This is a genomic window from Streptomyces sp. NPDC050806 (assembly GCF_055586425.1).
In genome coordinates this window covers 83921-101308 of record NZ_JBVJIF010000001.1, presented here as the reverse complement: position 1 = coordinate 101308, position 17388 = coordinate 83921, and the positions used below count along the sequence as shown (strand labels likewise).

Here is a 17388-nt window from a genome sequence, read left to right as displayed (position 1 = left end):
AGTGCTGCGCCCCAACGAGGTCAAGCGGAAGATCGCCGCGGGCGAGGAGGTGCACGGACTGTTCAGCGTGGTTCCCGACCCCGCCGTGGTCGAGATGATCGGCTGTGCCGGGTACGACTTCGCCGTCCTGGACACCGAGCACACCCTCGTCGATCCGCGGCAGCTGGAACACCTGATCAGGGCCGCGGAGTCCAGCGGGCTCACACCGTTCGTGCGGGTGCCGGAGGCGGACCCGGGTGCGGTGCTGCGTGCGCTGGACGCCGGGGCGATGGGAATCGTCGTGCCGCACGTCCGCACCCGTGCCGACGTCGACGCCGCGATCCGGGCGGCCCGGTACGCGCCCGAGGGGATGCGCTCCCTCAACGGCGGGCGCGGTCCGGGCTACGGCCGCGTCGACCCACGCGAGTTCATCGCGCGGGCCAACGCCGAGGTCATGGTCGTACCGCTCGTCGAGGACGCGGAGGGCGTCGCCGCGATCGACGCGATCCTCGCGGGCGGCGGCGTCGACCTGGTCCTGCCGGGCCCCGGCGACCTGTCGCAGTCGTACGGCGTGCCGTGGCAGGTCCGGCATCCGCGCGTCCAGGAGGCGGTGCGCACCGTGCGCGCCGCCTGCGCCCGCCACGGTGTGCCCTTCTGCGCCATGGCCAGCACCCCGGAGCGCCGCGCCGAGTGGCGCGCGGACGGCGTCACGGCCTTCGTGCTCGGCGAGGACCGGGACCTCGCCGCCCGCGCGCTGCGCGCCCATCGCGAACGGGTGTGAGCCCACCCGGTCCCGGTGTCCAGTGGGGCGTGCCCGTCCGGGACCGGGTTCGTGCGGTCGGCAACGTATCCGGTGGACACCGGGGCGCGGCGGGACGACGCTGGACCGACGACATTCGCACCCGTATGTCACGGAGGGGAGCCACCATGTCGCAGGCAGCACCCCACGCAGCGGGCCCCAAGCAGCCCCGGGCACACGGCCCGGAGAACGTCTGGGCGGCCAGCGGCACGCTCTTCGCCGGGGTCCTGATGCTGGTCTCCGGGGTCCTGGGCGTCCTGGAGGGCATCGCCGGCATCGCCAACAACCAGGTGTACCTGCTGAGCAACGAGCTGACCGGCACTTACGTCTACGAGTTCGACACCACCGTGTGGGGCTGGATCCACCTGATCCTCGGCATCGTCGTGGCCATCACCGGCTTCGGCCTGCTCAAGGGTGCCCGCTGGGCCCGCATGTCCGGCATCGTGCTGGCGGGCCTGTACGTGATCGCGCACTTCATGTGGCTGCCGTACCAGCCCATCTGGGCCACGGTCGGCATCGCACTCGGCGTCTTCGTGATCTGGTCGCTGTGCGCGGACCGCACCCGCTACATCCCCTGACGGCAGCGGTGCCGGCGGCCCGACGGGCCGCCGGCACTCTGACGCACCGTCAGCGCTGCAGCACCGACGCCAGCGCCTTGCCCAGCTCGGCCCGCGCCTCGTCCTCCGTACCGGGCGCGCTCTCCTGACGCCAGGCGATACAGCCGTCGGGACGGACCAGCAGACAGCCGGACTCGTCGGTGCCTTCGGTGCGGCACAGCCGGCGCCAGTCGCCGTACGCGTCCCGGGCCGCCTCCGAACCGATCCGCACCGTACGGAGCGGAATGCCGAGCCCGGCCGCGCAGAACTCCGCCGCGGCCTCCCACACGGCCCCCGAGACGCCGGTGACCAGCGTGAACCCGCCCCTCCCCACGAGGTCGAGGGTCGAGACGCGGTGCCCTCCGGCGTCCGTCAGCCAGACGTGCGGCAGCTTCGCGCCGGGCCGGGTGCTGGGCTGGTGGTACAGCTCCCGGTCGCGCGGCCACTCCTCCGCCGGACCGCCGTCGTCGAGGACTGCGGCCGAGACGTACCGCTGGTTCAGCTCCACACCGTGCGCGTTGAACTCGTAGTTCTTCAACTCGATCGCCGCGTCCAGCTCGCGCCGCCGCCGCGCGCCCTCGGCGTCCGGCGCGCGGCAGGCGGCCAGCGCGCCCGCGATGCCCTCCTGATCGGCACCGCCGCCGATGCCCAGCGCCTGGAAGATCGGGCCGAACTGATCGCGGCTGAGGTTGGCGCGGTCGACGATCTGCCGGCCGACCGGCGCGCGTTCGGCGGTGTAGGTGTCGAGCAGCCCCTCGCCCGCCTGGCCGCGCACCACCATCGCCAGCTTCCAGGCGAGGTTGTGGGCATCCTGCACCGAGGTGTTGGAGCCGAGGCCGTTGGACGGCGGATGGCGGTGCACGGCGTCGCCCGCGCAGAAGACCCGGCCGGTGGAGTAGCGGGTGGCGTAGATGTGGTTGACGGTCCACAGCGAGGCCGAGGTGATCTCGACGTCGATCGAGTCGTCACCGATCAGGTCGTGGACGATCCGCCGGGCCTCCGCGCCGTCGATCTCCGGCGGGGCCCCGTCGATGTCGTATCCCCACGTCAGCAGCCACTCGTTCCAGGGGCGGACCATCCGTACCAGCCCCATGCCGATGCCGCCGGTCTCCGCGCCGGGACGCATCACCCAGTACAAAACGCTGGGGCGGTGGGCGACATGGGCGCTCAGGTCGGCGCGGAAGACGATGTTCATGCTGCCGGCCTTGCCCTCCTGCCCGGCGATGGGCAGGCCCGCCTGCTCGGCGACGCGGCTGCGGGCACCGTCCGCACCGACCAGGTAGCGCGCCCGCACCGTGAACTCATCGCCCCGCAGCCGGTCGTGCAGGTACGCGGTGACCCCGTCCTCGTCCTGCTCCAGGCGGACGAACTCGGTGTCGAAGCGGACCTTGGCGCCGCGCGCCGCGGCGTTGCCCACCAGGATCGGCTCCAAAAGGTGCTGCGGCAGGTCGGTCATGGGGCAGGGGCTGGCGGCGGTGTACTCACTCAGCCGGTCGTCACCGGTGCCCCAGGTGCGGATGCGGCCGATCTCCTCGCCGGTGAGCGAGGTGCACAGCACGGTGTCACCCATCAGGTGCTGCGGGGTGCCCGCGGCCAGCGCCTGCGCCTCGATGCCGAGGTCGCGCAGGACCTCCAGGGTGCGCTGGTTGGTGATGTGGGCACGCGGGGTGTCGGCCGTCCAGCCGTACTTGCTGACCAGCGTGGTGCGTATGCCGTACGTGGCGAGCAGCAGGGCGGCGCTGCTCCCGGCGGGTCCGCTGCCGACGACAAGTACGTCCGTGTCGTAGTCGTCGCAGGCGGCGCCGTGGGTGGTGCGGTCGGTCATCTTCTTACCGGTCTCCGGGGGTGGGTGCGGGGGCGAGGCGGAAGGTGTAGTCGAGGGAGCGCCACGGGCCGTCGGCCGGCCGGCCGTCGGGGGTGGGCCCGTGGTGCTCGGGGAAGTCGACGACCAGTGCGTCCTTGACGCCGAAGACGGTGTCGTCGTCGATGTGGGCGCCGCCGGCGACGAACAGCTGGGTGACGAGCGTGTGCCGCCCGGGCGCGCTGATCATGAAGTGGACGTGCGGGGCGCGGTAGGGGTGCCGCCCGACCGCGGCCAGCATCCGCCCCACCGGGCCGTCGTCGGGTACCGGGTACTCCGAGGGCAGGATGGAGCGGAAGCGGATGCGGCCCTCGTCGTCGGCGTGGAAGCGGGCCCGCAGCTGCGGCCCGTCCAGGTCGGGCAGCTGCACGTCGTAGTAGCCGTCCTCGTTGGACTGCCAGACGTCGGCCACCGCACCCGCCAGCGGCTTCCCGTCCAGGTCCGTGACCCGCACGGAGGCGTACATCGGCGTACCTGGCAGCCCCTCGGCGAGGTCCGCGCCGTCCGGCAGCGGCGGCGGCCCGTCGACGTAGAACGGCCCGAGGACGGCCGACGGGGTGCTCTCCGCCGTACGGGAGTTGGTGAGCAGATCGACCGCGCTGGAGATTCCGAGGGTGTCGGAGAGCAGGATGAACTCCTGCCGGGTGTCCGAGCACTGCTGACCGGTGCGGGTCAGGAAGTCGATGGCGTACCGCCATTCGGCGTCGCTGAGGTCGTTGTCGGCGACGAAGCCGTGCAACCGGCGGGTGAGGTCGGTGAGCAACTGCCGCACCCTGGCGTCGGATGCACCGGCGAGACTCGCGGTGACCTGGGCGAGGAGAATGTGCAGGGAGTCCGCGAGGGGCTCGGCGGGGGCCGGGCGGCGGCCCTCGAAGGCATCGGCGAGGAGCCGCTCGATCCCCTCCCGGGTGACCTCGCGGGGGTTGGGGTAGGGCGTGGCGGTGGCGAGTTCGGCGGCGCGCGGCAGAGCGGCCCGGTCCAGCCCCAGCTCGGCCAGGCTCGTCGGCGCGCCGAGGCGGCGGACCAGGTCGTGGACGGCGCTCGGCGCATCGGCGGCGCCGAGAGCGCGGGCGATCCGGCGCATGGCCTCGGGCGCGGCGGGCGCGTTGTGGGCCATGGCGTACGGGAGGACGACGGTGTGCGTGGGGGCGTGCGGCAGCCCGAAGGAGCCGCCGAGGGTGTGGCACAGCTTGTGGTGCAGGCCCATGCCGACGCTGCCGAGACAGGTCCCGGCCAGCCAGGCCGCCTCCAGCGCGTCGGCACGAGCCGCCCGGTCGGGGGGTTCGGCGGCGATCCGGGGCAGCGCACCCGCGAGCAACTCGACGGCCCGCAGCGCGAGCTGGTCCGTCACCGGGTCCGTCTCCGGCGCGTACAGCGCCTCGACGGCGTGCGCCATGGCGTTGATGCCGCTGGTGACGGAGACCGGCACCGGCAGGCCGAGGGTGAGGTCGACGTCGTACAGCACCGTGCCCGGCCGGATCTCCGGGGCCGAGCGGGTGGTCTTCACGCCGTTCTCCGTCTCGCCGAGCACCGCCGTGGCCTCGGAACCGGCGTACGTGGTGGGCACGACGACCTGCGGCAGCCCGGTCCGTACGGCCAGCGCCTTGGCCAGCCCGGTGGTCGACCCGCCGCCGACCGCCACCAGGCAGTCCGTGGCCGACTCCCGGACGACGGCCAGGGCCTGTTCGGTGACCTCGACGGGGGTGTGCATGGCGGCACCGGTGAACTCCCCGACGGCTGCCGGGCCCAGCAGCTCCCCGACCCGGCGGGCGAGGTCCGCCCGGCCCGGTGTGCTGAGGACCAGGGCACGCGTGGCGCCGAGGCGGCTCAGCTCCTCGGGCAGGCGACCGATCGTCCCGGCACCGAAGACCACCCGGGTGGGGTGGCCGGTGTAGGTGAATGCGCGCATAGGACTCGCTCCGACTCCGACGGGTGAACGGGACGCCGAGTAACGGCAGTAGCGGGAGTAGTGGCAGTGGCAGCAGTAACGGTGGACGCCGCGTATCGGCCGCACCGCCGCCCCGACGCCTGAACGATCATGCCCTGCCGCGGAGGGAGGAAACGCGGGGCGGGGCGTGGAGGCGGGAAGCGAGGGGAGGGGAGGCGGGGGGGAGTTGCGAAGGACGGGGGCGTGGGGAGGGCGGGGGTGTGGGGTGGCGGGTGCGGCGGACCGTTTCCGCCCGCCTTCTCCCCCATGGGGGTGACGAGGTCCCCTTCTCAACACAGTACTTGGGGGTACTGACAATGCACCGCCCCCACCGCTCTCGCCCCCGCCCCCTCCTCCATCCCGCCCCTCTCCCTCCCGCGACGCGCGTACTCTACAAGCCTGTAGATCATGGCGGTGCGGCCGAGACGGCGGAGGTACGCGATGGCGTCACAGCGAGTGCCCCCGTGGCGGGTGCCGTCGGCTCGCGGCGGGCCGGTTCCGGATGCCGCCTCCGTCAGCTACCGGCAGACGGGGCCCGCGGTGCCGGGCGGGCGCCGGGAGATCGGGATGTGGGACGCGGCGGGGCGGGCCGTGGGCCGGCTGGACTACCAGCTGTGCCACGAGTGCCGGCGCGGCTGGATCCGCAACATCGCCGTGTCCGAGCGCTGGCGGGGCCACGGCCTGGCCCGCGAAGCGCTGCACCGCGCGCTCGCCCCGGCGGGGGCCTACCGCTGGTACACCTCCCGGCAGACGGCGGACGGCCGCCGGTTCTTCTCGGCGATGGCCGAGGAGACCGCGGTCGCCTTCCCGGCCCCGTTCCTCGGGCGCGGCGCACGCTGCCGGCACATGACGGGCCGCCGGGCGCGGAGCCGGCAATGAGGTCAGACGGGAAGGACGTCAGATGGGACTGCGCCCCCATCGGGGTCCGATGCGGGCCCATTCGCGCTCCCATTCGGCGAGGCGTACGCGGTCCAGGTAGCGGCGGCCGCCCCAGCGGACGGCGAGGAGGGCGAGGACGAGCGCCATGCCGGTGCCGAGGCCCGCGGCGACGCCGTCGTCGGCCGCTTGGGCGGTGGTCATGGGCGGGTCGGCGAGGCGTCCGTCGCGGTACGTCCATACGGTGACGGCGGCGCCTTTGCGGGTGCCGGTCTCGACATCGATGGTGCCGGTGTGGCGTTGGCCGTCGGGTCCGGTCCAGCGGACCTTGGCGGGTATCCGGTCGATGCCGGCGGTGAAGCCGGTGGCCGAGGGGTCGGCCGGTACCGGTTCCAGGAGGCGGCCGGTCAACGTGCGGCGTTCGGCGAGCTGTTCCGCGCGCTCGACGCGCTGGGCCCCGTAGGTGGCGAGGCCGGCGGAGAGGCCGACGGCCGGTACGCCGAGGAGCAGGGCGAGGGCCGTCAGCAGGCCCAGCCAGGCGTCCATTACGTCCCACCTGCGGCGCAGCGGGCACCGCCGCCACCGCCATCGCCCGCCGATGTGCTGCATGGCTGCCGCCTCCCTCGGCTCGCTGCGCTCCCTCTTCTCTCCGCTCCCCCGTGTCGCCCTGTAGTCCGGCTACCCCCATTTCCACGGAAGGTGCCGGATGAGAGCCGGGGAATGCGCATATGAGTGCGCTGTTGCTCACGTTTCGGCCGCCGAGTGGCCCTGTCAGCAGGCTAGCCCGTCTCCGGGCGGGGCGCGCCTCCGCGCGACGGCCTGGTTCGGGCGGTGTGGTTTGCGGTGGCCGCGGGCCGGTACCCGTACCGCCAGGGATTCGAACGCGAGAACGCCCGGAGAGGACTGTGCCGATGACCGCGCGTCCGAATGCGGACTCTCCGCATGCAGACCCTCCTCATGCCCCGGTCGATGGTCCGCTGTACGCGCACGGCATCGTGCGAAGAGGGTTCCGGCCTCGGCCGGGGCTGGTCGGGGCCGGTGGCGGGGCCGTGCTCGTGGTGCCGGCAGGGCCGCTGGCCGCGCTGGTGTCGGTGCCATGCGGCCCTGGCGGAGTGTGGGGTGGTGACGGTTTCTCCCAGGCGTCCGGCGCGGCCGGTATGTCGCGCGCCGAGGCGGCGGCGCAGGCCGCCGCCGACGCCCATCGCAGGGTCGTCGACGAGGCGGCTGCCACGGTCTGCGTACTGCCGCTGCGCATCGGTACCGTCCATCGCGACGAGGCTCAGGTGCGCCGGGTGCTCACCGAACGGGCCGACCTGTACGAGCGGCTGCTGACGCGGCTGGACGGGCGGCTGGAGTGGGGGGGTGAAGGCGTACGCGGACGACGCGGCGGGCGCGTGGGCGGCGGGCGACGGTGCCAGGGCCGCGGCGGACGGCGCCTGCGAGCCCGTGGACAAGCTGGCGCGGGCGGCGCACGACGTGCTGGCGGATGTCTCCGAGTGCAGCCGGGTGCACCATCGGTGGGACGCCTGTCCGCACGGCGTGCTGCCCGGCGCGGCCGCTTCCTGCGCCACCTCCGCGTACTGGACCTCGCCCATTTCCGGGGCGCCGTATCCGCACGGGCGGAACCTGCTGGACAGCGCGTATCTGGTGCACCGGGAGGCGGCGGGGGTCTTCGCGGAGACGGTGGGCGGGCTGGTCGCGCGCTGTCCCGAGCTGCGCATCGAGCTGACCGGCCCGTGGGCACCGTACTCGTTCGCCGACCCGGACGAGCTGCCCGGCCTGACGGGCTGAGCGCCGTCCCGCCTCGCTCCTGACTACTGCCCCTTCTTCTGCGGCCCCGTGTCCGCGCGTGCGGATGAGGTCGCACGTGCGGGCGCCGATCCGGCGAGCATTGTCTCCGCCTGGCGGCGGGCCTGGCCCAGGGCGTCGGGGAAGACCTCCATCCCGTGCGTGACGAGCGCGCCCTCGTGCAGCAGCATCAGCACGCGCCCCATGTCCTCGCCCCGGCCGGGGTCGATCTCCCGCGCGAGCCGCGTGAAGAGCGTCAGCATCCAGGCCTTCTGGCCGGTGATCACGGCGTACGCGGGGTGGGCCGGATCGGTGATCTCGGCGTGCGCGTTGACCATGCTGCAGCCACGTCCGCTGTGCTCGCCCGCCCATTCCCGTGACGCGTCGAAGACCGTCAGGATCTGCGTCGCGGGGTCCGGCGGCGCGGCCGCGAGGCGGTCGTCCAGAAAGGCCCGCCAGCGTTCGTCGCGGTCGGCCAGGTATTCCACGACGATCCGGTCCTTGGAGCCGAAGCGGTCGTAGAGCGTCTTCTTGGTCACTCCGGCCTCGGCGGCGATGAGGTCGACGCCGACCGCGTGGATGCCGCGCTCGTAGAAGAGCCGTGCCGCGGCGTCCCGTACCCGGCGTGCGCCGGGCGTCATGGGGATCCGCTCGACCGCCGCCATCGTGTTCGTCGTGCTTTCGTTCACGCTCACCCCTCCACTATACCGATCTGTATAGTACGGTCGAATCAGCGAGGTATACCGATCTGTTTACTCACCGGGAGCCTGTATGAACCTCCTCCTGTCGGCCGCCTTCGTGCTCACCTGGAGCTCCGGCTTCATCGGCGCCAAGCTGGGCGCGGGCAGCGCGGGCCCGCTCACGATCCTGATGTGGCGCTTCCTGCCGCTCGCCGTGGTGCTGCTGGCGGCCGCGGCCGTCCGGCGGGCCGCCTGGCGCGGGGTGACAGCGCGCGACCTGGCGCGGCAGTCGGTGATCGGCGTGCTCTCCCAGAGCGGCTATCTGCTCAGCGTCTACGCGGCGATCCGGCTGGGCGTGTCCAGCGGCACCACGGCCCTGATCGACGGCGTGCAGCCGCTGGTCGCGGGGGCGCTGGCCGGGCCGCTGCTGCACCAGTACGTCTCGCGTCGGCAGTGGCTCGGGCTGGGGCTCGGCGCGGCGGGCGTCGCCGTGGTCACCCTGGCCGACGCGGCGTCGCACGGGTCACCGGGCGGCCCGGCCGGGGGCGTGCCCTGGTGGGCGTACGCCGTGCCGTTCCTCGGCATGCTGGCTCTGGTCGCCGCCACCTTTCTGGAGAGCCGGTCGCGCACGCGCTTCGCGCCGGCCGTCCCGCTGACCGTCCACTGCACCGCCAGCGCGGTCGTGTTCAGCGTCCTGGCCCTGTGCACGGGGGCCGCGGCCCCACCGCCCGAGGCGTCGTTCTGGCTCGCGGTCGGCTGGCTCGTGGTGTTCGCGACGTTCGGCGGCTACGGCCTGTACTGGCTGGTGCTGCGCCGCCGCGGCGTCACCGCCGTCAACACGCTGATGTTCCTGATGGCCCCGGTCACCGCGGTCTGGGGCGCCCTGATGTTCGGCGAGCCCTTCTCCCTCCGGACGGCGGCCGGTCTCGCCCTCGGGCTCGTCGCGGTCGCCGTGGTCCACCGCGACTCCGGTGGGGCGGGCCGGGGCGGCGGGCCGCGTCAGGATCCGCCGCCGACCGTCGTCACCGGCACGCCGAGGTCCCGCATGCGGCGGATTTCGGCGACCGGCAGGGCGTCGTCGACGAGGACGGCGTCGAAGTCGGTGAGCGGGGCCAGCGCGTAGATGCCCTGGCGGGTGAACTTGGTGTGGTCCACCAGCAGCACCCGGCGCGAGGCCCGGTCCATCAGCGCCCGCTTGACCTGCACCGTCTCCTGCGACTGGTGGTAACAGGTGTCGCCGGTGACGGCCGTGGTGGACATGAACAGCACGTCCGCGCGGAAGGAGCGGACCGCCTCCGCCGTGTGCGGGCCGAGGAACGCGTCGTACGCCGGGTAGTAGGCGCCGCCCAGCGCGAGCAGGCTGATGCCGGGCTCGCCCGCGAGCAGCTTGATCACCGGCAGGAAGTTGCTGATGACGGTGAGCGGGCGGCGTTCGGTGAGGTGCTGGGCCAGCGCGAGGCAGGTCGTCGACTCGTCGATCATGACGGTCTGGCCGGGGGCGAGCAGCCGCAGCGCGGCGCGCGCGAGCCGGTGCTTGGTGGTGTTCATGGCGGACATGCGCTCGCTGAGGTCGCCGTGGAAGAGCAGCGAGGGCAGCGAGGAGGCGCCGCCCCTGACCTTGCGCAGCCAGCCCTGCGCCTGGAGGACGTCCAGGTCGCGGTGGATGGTCATGATGCTGACCGCGTACTCCCGCGCGAGGTCGGCGGTGCGGACGAAGCCCTCGGCGGCGACCCGTTCCCGGATCCGCCGCTGCCGGTCGTGCTGGATGTCCTCCCGCCGTGCGGCGCCGTCGGGCGCGCTGCCGTGCTCCTCGGTCACTGCGGGAACCTCTCGTTAACTTCACGCGGATGTCACACGGCGGAGCTGTGCCCGCGTACCGGGTCAGCACGGAAATGCCGAGCTCACGCCGCATTGCCGCCATGTTAAGCCCGCGGTACGGAGGCCCGCCGTCGGCGGATTTCACCCGGCGGTACGGGCGCCTCGCGAGAGGTCGGCCGGCGGGCGTTGACCGGCTCGGCGCGGCCCGCGTTGCATCAGTGCCACACGGGCCCGGCCACGCCGGTCAGGGGCGCGGAACGGCCCGTACCGCTGGAAGATCCGTACGAGGGAAGAGGTGCCGTGGTGGCCAGTGACGCTCCCACACCTGCCGGGCCGCCGGACGCGGAGCGGCGGCCCGCCTGGACCGAACGGCTCGGCATGCCGCGCGGGCTCGCCTGGGGCTTTCTCGGCGTGCTCGTCTTCATGATCGGTGACGGCGTCGAGTCGGGGTACCTCTCGCCGTACCTGGCGCAGGAGGGGCTGTCGGCGCAGCGGGTGGCGATGCTGTTCACCGTGTACGGCATCACCGCCTCCGTCGCGGCGTGGCTCTCCGGCGCGCTGTCGGACCTGTGGGGGCCGCGCCGGGTGATGATGGCGGGGTTCGGAGCCTGGATCGGCTTCCAGGTGCTCATGCTGGCGATCGCGGTGCCCTCGATGAACTATCCGCTGCTGCTCCTCAGCTACGGCCTGCGCGGCATCGGCTATCCCCTCTTCGCGTTCGGCTTCCTGGTGTGGATCGCGGCGACGGCGCCGGAGCGGCGGCTGGGCACGGCGGTCGGCTGGTTCTGGTTCGCCTTCACCGGCGGGCTGCCGACGCTCGGTTCGCTCACCGCGAGCTTCCTCGTCCCGCAGATCGGCGCCTACCGCACCCTGTGGTTCTCGCTCGGGCTGGTCGTCCTCGGCGGCCTGATCGCCCTGTTCCTCGTCCGCGAGCGGACCGGCTTCGCGCGGCTGGCGCCGGCCGGTGAACGCCCGATGGCCACGCTGTTCGGCAGCCTGGCGCTGCTCGGGCGCAATCCGCGTATCGGTGCCGGGGCCGTGGTCCGCATGATCAATACGGTGCCGGAGTTCGGCTTCCTGGTCTGCCTGCCGGCCTTCTTCACGCAGACCATCGGGCTGAGCCTGGCGCAGTGGCTGCGGCTGCTGTCCGTGATGTTCGCGGTCAACATCGTCTTCAACCTGCTGTTCGGTGCGCTCGGGGACCGGTTCGGCTGGCGGCGCACGGTCGCCTGGTGCGGCGGCTTCGGCTGCACGGTCACCTCGCTGCTGCTGTACTACGTGCCGACCGCGCTCGGCGGGCAGTACGCGCTGTGCCTGCTGGTGGCCGGCCTGTTCGGCGCCACACTGGCCGGGTACGTGCCGCTCTCCGCGCTGATGCCCTCGCTCGCCCCGGCGCACAAGGGCCAGGCGATGGCCGCGCTCAACCTCGGCGCGGGCGCCAGCACCTTCGTCGGCCCGGCCCTGGTCGCGGTGTTCCTCGGGCCGTTCGGCGTGCAGGGCGTGATCTGGATCTTCGCCGGTCTGTACGCGCTGAGCGGGGTGCTGGCCCTGTGGCTGCGGACGCCCGCCGAACGCGACGCACCGCCTCCCGTCCCGGCCGCTCCGGCCGCCGTCGGCGCCTCCGAAGGAGTGTGACCCGTGTCCGTACTCTCCATCGACGTCGGCACCTCGCTGATCAAGTCCGTGGTCTATGACGCCGGGGGCCACGAGGTGGCCGTCGCTCGGCGGGCCACCGAGGTCGACCGCCCGCACCCGGGGTGGGCCGAGCAGGACATGGACGCCGTGTGGGACGCGGTGGTGCACACCGTGCACGAGGCGCTGGCCGCGGTGCGGGACCGGGGCGCCGAGCCGGTGTGGCTGGTCACCTTCACCGCTCAGGGCGACGGCTGCTGGCTCGTGGACGAGGCCGGCCGGCCCACCGGCACCGCCGTCCTGTGGTCCGACGGGCGGGCCGCGGACACGGTCACCGCATGGCAGCGTGCCGGAGTGCTGGCGGACGCCTTCCGCCGCAATGGCTCGCTCACCTTCGCGGGCCTGCCGAACGCGATCCTCACCTGGTTCGCGGCGCACGACCCCGCGCGCCTGACTCGCTCCGCCACCGCCCTCACCGCCGCCGGCTGGCTCTTCCTGCGGCTCACCGGCGAGCGGGTGATCGACGAGTCGGACGCCTCGGCGCCCTTCCTCGACCATGCCACCGGCGCGTACGACCAGGAGGTCATCGACCTGTTCGGGCTCCGCCGGCACGCGGGGCTGCTGCCCGACGTGGTCGGCGACGAGCGGCGCATCGCCGAGATCACCACGGCGGCCGCCGCCGAACTCGGCGTGCCCGCCGGGCTGCCGGTCGTCATGGCCCCGTACGACATCGCCGCCACCGCGCGCGGCATCGGCGTGGTCAATCCAGGGCAGGCGTGCGCCATCCTCGGCACCACGCTCTGCGCCGAGGTCGTGCGTACGGCCGTCGACACCGCCGGCGAGCCGAGCGGCATCAACATCGCCTACCGCGGCCGTGAACGTGTCCTGCGCGCCTTCCCCACCCTCTCCGGCACCGAGGTCCTGAACTGGACCGCCGGGGTGCTCGGTCTGTCCGGAGCGGAGGAGCTGTGCGCCGAGGCGTTCCGTTCCGCGCCCGGCGCCCACGGTCTGGCCTTCCTGCCGTACCTCTCGCCCGCCGGTGAACGCGCGCCCTTCCTGGACCCGCGGGCCCGCGGCACCTTCTGGGGGCTGAGCCTGGAGCACTCCCGGGCCGACATCGCCCGCGGTGTCCTCGAAGGGCTGTCGCTCACCCTGCGCGACGCGCTCACCGCCTCCCGTACGGAGGTCAGCGAGCTGCGGCTGTGCGGCGGCGGCGCGCGGAGCGACGCGTGGTGCGGCCTGATCGCGGATGTCACGGGCGTGCCGACCACTCGCTCCACCGACACCGAGCTGGGTGCGAAGGGCGCCTTCCTCACCGGTCTCGTCCTCACCGGCGCCGAGTCCAGCATGCACCGGGCCGCCGACAAGTACGTCCACATGGGCCCCGCCTGGGAGCCCGACGCCGAGCGTGCCGCGCTCTACACCGAGCGGTACGCGGCGTTCCTGTCCTGGCGCGCGCTGGCCCGCGAGGCCGGCTGGCAGCCGCACGCACCGTCGGCGCCGCAACCGCACGCACCGAAGGAGGAGATCTGATGCCCCGCCCCGCCGACCCCGTCCGGCTCGGCCTCGACCTGGGCACCCAGAGCGCCCGCGCCGTCGCGGTGGACGCCGCCGGCCGGGTGCTGGCCGCCGCCTCCCGCCCGCTGCACAGCAGCCGGGCCGGCGAGCGCCACGAGCAGGACCCCGAGGAGTGGTGGCACGCGCTCGCCGCGGCCTGCCGCGAGGCGCTCGCGGACATCGACCCGGCGCGCGTGACGGCCCTCGCCCTGGACGGCACGTCCGGCACGATCCTGCTGGCGGACGCGGGCGGCGCCCCGCTCACCCCGGGGCTGATGTACGACGACGGGCGCGCCGCCGCGCAGGCCGTACGGGTCAACGAGGCGGGCGCGGCGGTCTGGGAGGAGCTGGGCTACCGCACCATGCAGCCCTCGTGGGCGCTGCCGAAGCTGGTGTGGCTGCTGGAGCACTCGGCGGCCGCAACGGCGGCGGGCACCCGGCTGCTGCACCAGGTGGATCTGGTCACCTGGCGGCTGGCGGGCCGTCAGGTGGCGAGCGACGCCAGCCATGCGCTGAAGACCGGGTACCACCTCCTCGCGGAGCACTGGCCGGAGAAGGAGCTGGCCGCGCTCGGCGCACCGGACTCCCTGCTGCCGGAGGTGGTACGGCCCGGGACCGTGCTCGGTACGGTGTGTGCCGCCGCGGCGCGCGCCACCGGCGTCCCCGCGGGCGTGGAGATCGTCGCGGGCATGACGGACGGCTGCGCCGCGCAGATCGGGGCCGGTGCGCTCGCCCCCGGCGCGTGGAACTCCGTCCTCGGCACGACCCTCGTCCTCAAGGGCGTCAGCCCGCGCCTGGTCCGCGACCCCGGTGGCCTGGTCTACTGCCACCGCGGTCCCGGCGACACCTGGCTGCCCGGCGCCGCGTCCAGCAGTGGCGCGGGCGCGCTGACCCGCGAGTTCCCGGGGGCCGACCTGGCGGACCTCACCGAGCGGGCCGTACGCGGCGGCCCGGCCCCGGCGGGTCACGACCCGGTCGCGTATCCGCTGGCCGGTGCCGGCGGCGAGCGGTTTCCCTTCCGGGCGCCGGACGCGGAGCCGTTCGTCCTGGGCGATCCGGCGGACGAGGCGGGGCGTTTCCACGCCCATCTGCTCGGCACGGCCTGCCTCGAACGGCTCTGCTTCGACTACCTCGAACGGCTCGGCGCCCCGGTCGACGGCCCGCTGACCCTCACCGGCGGCGGCACCCGCAACGCGTACTGGAACCAGCTGCGCGCCGACGTGCTCGGCCGGACCGTCACCCTGCCGGAGCATGCCGAGGGCGCCCTCGGCATGGCCGTGCTCGCCGCCACCGCCGACGGCACCCCGCTGACCGACGCCGCCGCGGCGATGGTCCGCGTACGCGCCGAGCACCGGCCCGACCCCGAGCGCACCGCCCGCTTCCGCCCCGCCTACTTGGCGTTCGTGGCGGTCTTGCACGACCGCGGCCGGATCGGCCCCGACCTGGCCGAGTACGCCGTCAGAAAGGCCCAGCAGTGACCGACTTCCTTCTCGTACGGCACGGTGAGACCGTCTGGCACGCGGAGAACCGCTACGCCGGGCGCACCGACGTCGCCCTCACCGAGCGGGGCCACTCGCAGGCCGCCGAGCTGGCCGCGTGGGCCGCCGGAGCGCGGATCGACGCGGTGGTCTCCTCCCCGCTGTCCCGGGCCCGGCTCACCGCCGACCCCGCGGCGCGCGCCCTCGGCCTGCCACTGCGGACCGACGAACGCCTGGTGGAGGTCGATTTCGGGCGTGGTGACGGGCTCACCAGGACCGAGATGCGGGAGGTGTTCCCGGAGCGGCTGGAGGCGTTTCTCGCCGATCCCGTCGCCCACCATCTCCCCGGCGGCGAGGACCCAGCGGCGGCCGCTGCGCGGGCCGCGGCCTGCCTCGCCGGTCTCGCCGAGGAGCTGCCGGACGGCCGCGTCCTCGTCGTCGCCCACTCCACCCTCGTCCGTCTGCTGCTCTGCCGCGAGCTGGGCATTCCCCTCGGTACCTACCGCAGGGTCTTCCCGGCCCTGGAGAACGGCGCCCTCACCGAACTGCGCCTCCGCCACGGTCAGGCGTCGTTGCTGCGTCTGAACGCCCCCTGTGCCGTGTCCCCCGCCGGCACCCACTGACCCGCACCGCACCCACGGAGAGACCACCCATGTCCACCACCGTCCTCGCCGCCGGCGACCACTTCGTCCTGCCCCGTCTGTTCACCGAGCAGGTCACCGCCGCTACCGGCGGTGCCGCCGAGGTCCGCGAGCTGCTGCTGCCCTGGCCGCACACCCCCTTCGGCCCGGTCGCCGAGGTCCAGGAGGCCTCCGGGACCGAGGACGGGATGATCGAGGCGCTCCAGGGCGTCCGCGTCTGCGTCACCCAGCTGGCCCCGCTCACCGAGCGCATCCTCGACAACTGCCCGGACCTGGAGCTGTTCTGCGCCAGCCGGGGCGGCCCGGTCAACGCCAACCTCGAAGCGGCCACCCGGCACGGTGTCGCCGTCTGCTACGCCCCCGGCCGCAACGCCGTGGCCACCGCGGAGCACACCCTCGCGCTGATCCTCGCCGCGGCCCGCGGCCTCGGTGACGTCCACACCGATCTGCGGCGCGGCGTCTGGCGCGGCGACTACTTCGACTACGGCAACTGCGGGATCGAGATCGAGGGCGCCACCGTCGGCCTGGTCGGCTTCGGCGCGGTGGGCAGCCGCGTCGCCGAAGTGCTGCTCGCGCTGGGCGCGACGGTCCTGGTCCACGACCCGTACGCCGATCCGGAGAAGCTGGCGGGCATCGCCGAGCAGGTGTCGCTGGAGGAGCTGCTCAGCCGCTCGCGCATCGTCTCGCTGCACGCCCGGGTCACGGAGGAGACCACCGGGATGATCGGCCGGAAGCAGCTGGACCTGATGCCCGAGGGGTCCGTACTGGTCAACTGCGCCCGCGGCGCGCTGCTCGACTACGACGCGGCGTGCGAGGCGCTCGCCACCGGCCGGCTGTCCGCCGCCGGCTTCGACGTCTTCCCCGAGGAGCCGGTCCCCGCGGGATCGCCGCTGCTCACCGCGCCGGGCGTCGTGCTCACCCCGCACATCGCGGGCGGCAGTCAGGGCGTCGCCCACAAGGCCGCCCGGATCGTGGGGGCCGAGGTGGGCCGCTTCGTCCGCGGCGAGGCCCTGGCCCACTGCGCCAACCCGGAGGTGCTGGAGCGCCGCTGAACACCTGGCCCGCCGCTTCCGACGCCGGGAGCGGAAGGCCGTACCGCCCCCGGCCGGTACCCGGCCGCGGGGCGGTTTTCCCGTCCGGTGCCGGGCTGGGAGCACCGGACGGGAGGGGCTTCACACCACCGCTGTGTCAGTGCTTCTTGTGGTGGTTCTTCTGGTGCGGGGCGGTGCTCGCGCAGCTGTTGCCGAAGGCCGGGTTCAGGATGCCGATGACGTCCACGGTGTTGCCGCAGGCGTTGATCGGAACGCTGACCGGAACCTGGACCACATTGCCCGACAGCACGCCCGGGGAGCCCGCGGCAGCGGCGGAGGCCGACGCGCCCCCGCTGCCGGTGCCGTGCGCGGAGGCGATCGTCGCCCCGCCGAAGAGCGCGGTGGTCGCAAGAGCCGTAAGAGCGGTGAACTTCGCCATTCGTGACATGACAACTGGCCTTTCTGCAAAAGAGTGAGAGGCGGCCGTACTGCCGCTTACCTTCTCCCTCTTGATCGGGTCAGTCGCGTCCAAAGTTGCGCGGCCAACATTTTTTCACCTGTTCGGCCGCACGGATTGCCGCACCCCGCTTTCCGTCCGGCCGCTTCCCCGCCATTCGGGCGTGCCCGCGGCGCTGGCAGCCGACCGCCATACAGAAGGTTTGTTAGCTTAGCGTTTTAGTGACCCGTTCGACCTATGAGCGACATACGTAACGAGGGGTAGCGTG

Annotated in this window: 15 protein-coding genes and 2 pseudogenes; 11 read left to right on the top strand and 6 right to left on the bottom strand. The window is 73.6% G+C overall.

What is annotated here, in order from left to right:
• Position 1 precedes the first annotated feature (1 nt).
• The gene (locus ACZ6WH_RS00450) at positions 2–760 is read left to right on the top strand and encodes an HpcH/HpaI aldolase family protein (RefSeq protein WP_469724876.1); all 759 of its coding nucleotides are present in this window, start codon (positions 2–4) and stop codon (positions 758–760) included.
• A 146-nt stretch (positions 761–906) separates the two neighbouring features.
• Positions 907–1356, top strand: coding sequence for a DUF7144 family membrane protein (locus ACZ6WH_RS00445; RefSeq protein WP_432850829.1), 450 nt, complete (start codon positions 907–909; stop codon positions 1354–1356).
• 49 nt (positions 1357–1405) lie between these two features.
• On the opposite strand, the gene ACZ6WH_RS00440 is transcribed toward ACZ6WH_RS00445, so the two are convergent.
• The gene (locus ACZ6WH_RS00440) at positions 1406–3199 is read right to left on the bottom strand and encodes an FAD-dependent oxidoreductase (protein WP_469724874.1); all 1794 of its coding nucleotides are present in this window, start codon (positions 3197–3199) and stop codon (positions 1406–1408) included.
• A gap of 4 nt (positions 3200–3203) precedes the next feature.
• Positions 3204–5144, bottom strand: coding sequence for a maleylacetate reductase and hydroxyquinol 1,2-dioxygenase domain-containing protein (locus ACZ6WH_RS00435; protein ID WP_469724873.1), 1941 nt, complete (start codon positions 5142–5144; stop codon positions 3204–3206).
• Between the two features lie 459 nt (positions 5145–5603).
• On the opposite strand from ACZ6WH_RS00435, the gene ACZ6WH_RS00430 reads away from it, so the two are divergent.
• Positions 5604–6041, top strand: a complete 438-nt coding sequence (locus ACZ6WH_RS00430; RefSeq protein WP_469724871.1) for a GNAT family N-acetyltransferase — start codon at positions 5604–5606, stop codon at positions 6039–6041.
• Between the two features lie 18 nt (positions 6042–6059).
• Here ACZ6WH_RS00430 and ACZ6WH_RS00425 read toward each other — a convergent pair whose 3' ends face one another.
• The gene (locus ACZ6WH_RS00425; protein ID WP_469724869.1) at positions 6060–6647 is read right to left on the bottom strand and encodes an Rv1733c family protein; all 588 of its coding nucleotides are present in this window, start codon (positions 6645–6647) and stop codon (positions 6060–6062) included.
• A gap of 119 nt (positions 6648–6766) precedes the next feature.
• Here ACZ6WH_RS00425 and ACZ6WH_RS00420 point away from each other — a divergent pair.
• Together ACZ6WH_RS00420 and ACZ6WH_RS00415 are read left to right on the top strand one after the other, a co-directional pair.
• Positions 6767–7387: pseudogene (locus ACZ6WH_RS00420) on the top strand (GvpL/GvpF family gas vesicle protein); the annotation flags it as partial.
• A 13-nt stretch (positions 7388–7400) separates the two neighbouring features.
• Positions 7401–7829 carry a GvpL/GvpF family gas vesicle protein gene (locus tag ACZ6WH_RS00415; protein ID WP_469724867.1) on the top strand — a complete coding sequence of 143 codons (429 nt, stop codon included), beginning with the start codon at positions 7401–7403 and terminating at the stop codon, positions 7827–7829.
• 23 nt (positions 7830–7852) lie between these two features.
• Here the strand turns inward: ACZ6WH_RS00415 and ACZ6WH_RS00410 are convergent, their stop codons facing one another.
• On the bottom strand, positions 7853–8467 hold the full coding sequence (locus tag ACZ6WH_RS00410) for a TetR/AcrR family transcriptional regulator (protein ID WP_469726192.1): 615 nt from the start codon (positions 8465–8467) through the stop codon (positions 7853–7855).
• Positions 8468–8597: 130 nt separating this feature from the next.
• On the opposite strand from ACZ6WH_RS00410, the gene ACZ6WH_RS00405 reads away from it, so the two are divergent.
• On the top strand, positions 8598–9629 hold the full coding sequence (locus ACZ6WH_RS00405; protein ID WP_469724866.1) for a DMT family transporter: 1032 nt from the start codon (positions 8598–8600) through the stop codon (positions 9627–9629).
• Between the two features lie 14 nt (positions 9630–9643).
• Here ACZ6WH_RS00405 and ACZ6WH_RS00400 read toward each other — a convergent pair.
• Positions 9644–10324, bottom strand: a pseudogene (locus tag ACZ6WH_RS00400) (DeoR/GlpR family DNA-binding transcription regulator); the annotation flags it as partial.
• Between the two features lie 303 nt (positions 10325–10627).
• On the opposite strand from ACZ6WH_RS00400, the gene ACZ6WH_RS00395 reads away from it, so the two are divergent.
• Genes ACZ6WH_RS00395 through ACZ6WH_RS00375 form a run of 5 tightly spaced genes read left to right on the top strand, consistent with a single transcriptional unit; the run spans position 10628 to position 16684 of the window.
• Entirely contained in the window at positions 10628–11959 is a 1332-nt protein-coding gene (locus ACZ6WH_RS00395; protein ID WP_469724864.1) for an MFS transporter, read from the top strand.
• A gap of 3 nt (positions 11960–11962) precedes the next feature.
• A complete protein-coding gene (locus tag ACZ6WH_RS00390; protein WP_469724863.1) occupies positions 11963–13489 on the top strand; it encodes an FGGY family carbohydrate kinase in 1527 nt (508 codons plus the stop codon).
• The gene (locus ACZ6WH_RS00385) at positions 13489–14991 is read left to right on the top strand and encodes an FGGY-family carbohydrate kinase (protein WP_469724862.1); all 1503 of its coding nucleotides are present in this window, start codon (positions 13489–13491) and stop codon (positions 14989–14991) included. Before ACZ6WH_RS00390 ends, ACZ6WH_RS00385 begins: the two co-directional genes overlap by 1 nt.
• Positions 14988–15614, top strand: coding sequence for a histidine phosphatase family protein (locus tag ACZ6WH_RS00380; protein WP_469724860.1), 627 nt, complete (start codon positions 14988–14990; stop codon positions 15612–15614). Before ACZ6WH_RS00385 ends, ACZ6WH_RS00380 begins: the two co-directional genes overlap by 4 nt.
• A 29-nt stretch (positions 15615–15643) precedes the next feature.
• Entirely contained in the window at positions 15644–16684 is a 1041-nt protein-coding gene (locus ACZ6WH_RS00375) for a 2-hydroxyacid dehydrogenase (protein WP_469724859.1), read from the top strand.
• Between the two features lie 136 nt (positions 16685–16820).
• Here ACZ6WH_RS00375 and ACZ6WH_RS00370 read toward each other — a convergent pair whose 3' ends face one another.
• Complete coding sequence (locus ACZ6WH_RS00370) at positions 16821–17102, bottom strand: chaplin (RefSeq protein WP_469724857.1); 282 nt, start codon at positions 17100–17102, stop codon at positions 16821–16823.
• Positions 17103–17388: the final 286 nt, after the last annotated feature.

Bases quoted from the DNA above. Each gene is read 5' to 3' on its own strand.
- ACZ6WH_RS00445 (WP_432850829.1), top strand. From the start codon at position 907: ATGTCGCAGGCAGCACCCCACGCAGCGGGCCCCAAGCAGCCCCGGGCA.
- ACZ6WH_RS00440 (WP_469724874.1), bottom strand. From the start codon at position 3,199: ATGACCGACCGCACCACCCACGGCGCCGCCTGCGACGACTACGACACG.
- ACZ6WH_RS00435 (WP_469724873.1), bottom strand. From the start codon at position 5,144: ATGCGCGCATTCACCTACACCGGCCACCCCACCCGGGTGGTCTTCGGT.
- ACZ6WH_RS00430 (WP_469724871.1), top strand. From the start codon at position 5,604: ATGGCGTCACAGCGAGTGCCCCCGTGGCGGGTGCCGTCGGCTCGCGGC.
- ACZ6WH_RS00425 (WP_469724869.1), bottom strand. From the start codon at position 6,647: ATGCAGCACATCGGCGGGCGATGGCGGTGGCGGCGGTGCCCGCTGCGC.
- ACZ6WH_RS00410 (WP_469726192.1), bottom strand. From the start codon at position 8,467: ATGACGCCCGGCGCACGCCGGGTACGGGACGCCGCGGCACGGCTCTTC.
- ACZ6WH_RS00405 (WP_469724866.1), top strand. From the start codon at position 8,598: ATGAACCTCCTCCTGTCGGCCGCCTTCGTGCTCACCTGGAGCTCCGGC.
- ACZ6WH_RS00385 (WP_469724862.1), top strand. From the start codon at position 13,489: ATGCCCCGCCCCGCCGACCCCGTCCGGCTCGGCCTCGACCTGGGCACC.
- ACZ6WH_RS00375 (WP_469724859.1), top strand. From the start codon at position 15,644: ATGTCCACCACCGTCCTCGCCGCCGGCGACCACTTCGTCCTGCCCCGT.
- ACZ6WH_RS00370 (WP_469724857.1), bottom strand. From the start codon at position 17,102: ATGGCGAAGTTCACCGCTCTTACGGCTCTTGCGACCACCGCGCTCTTC.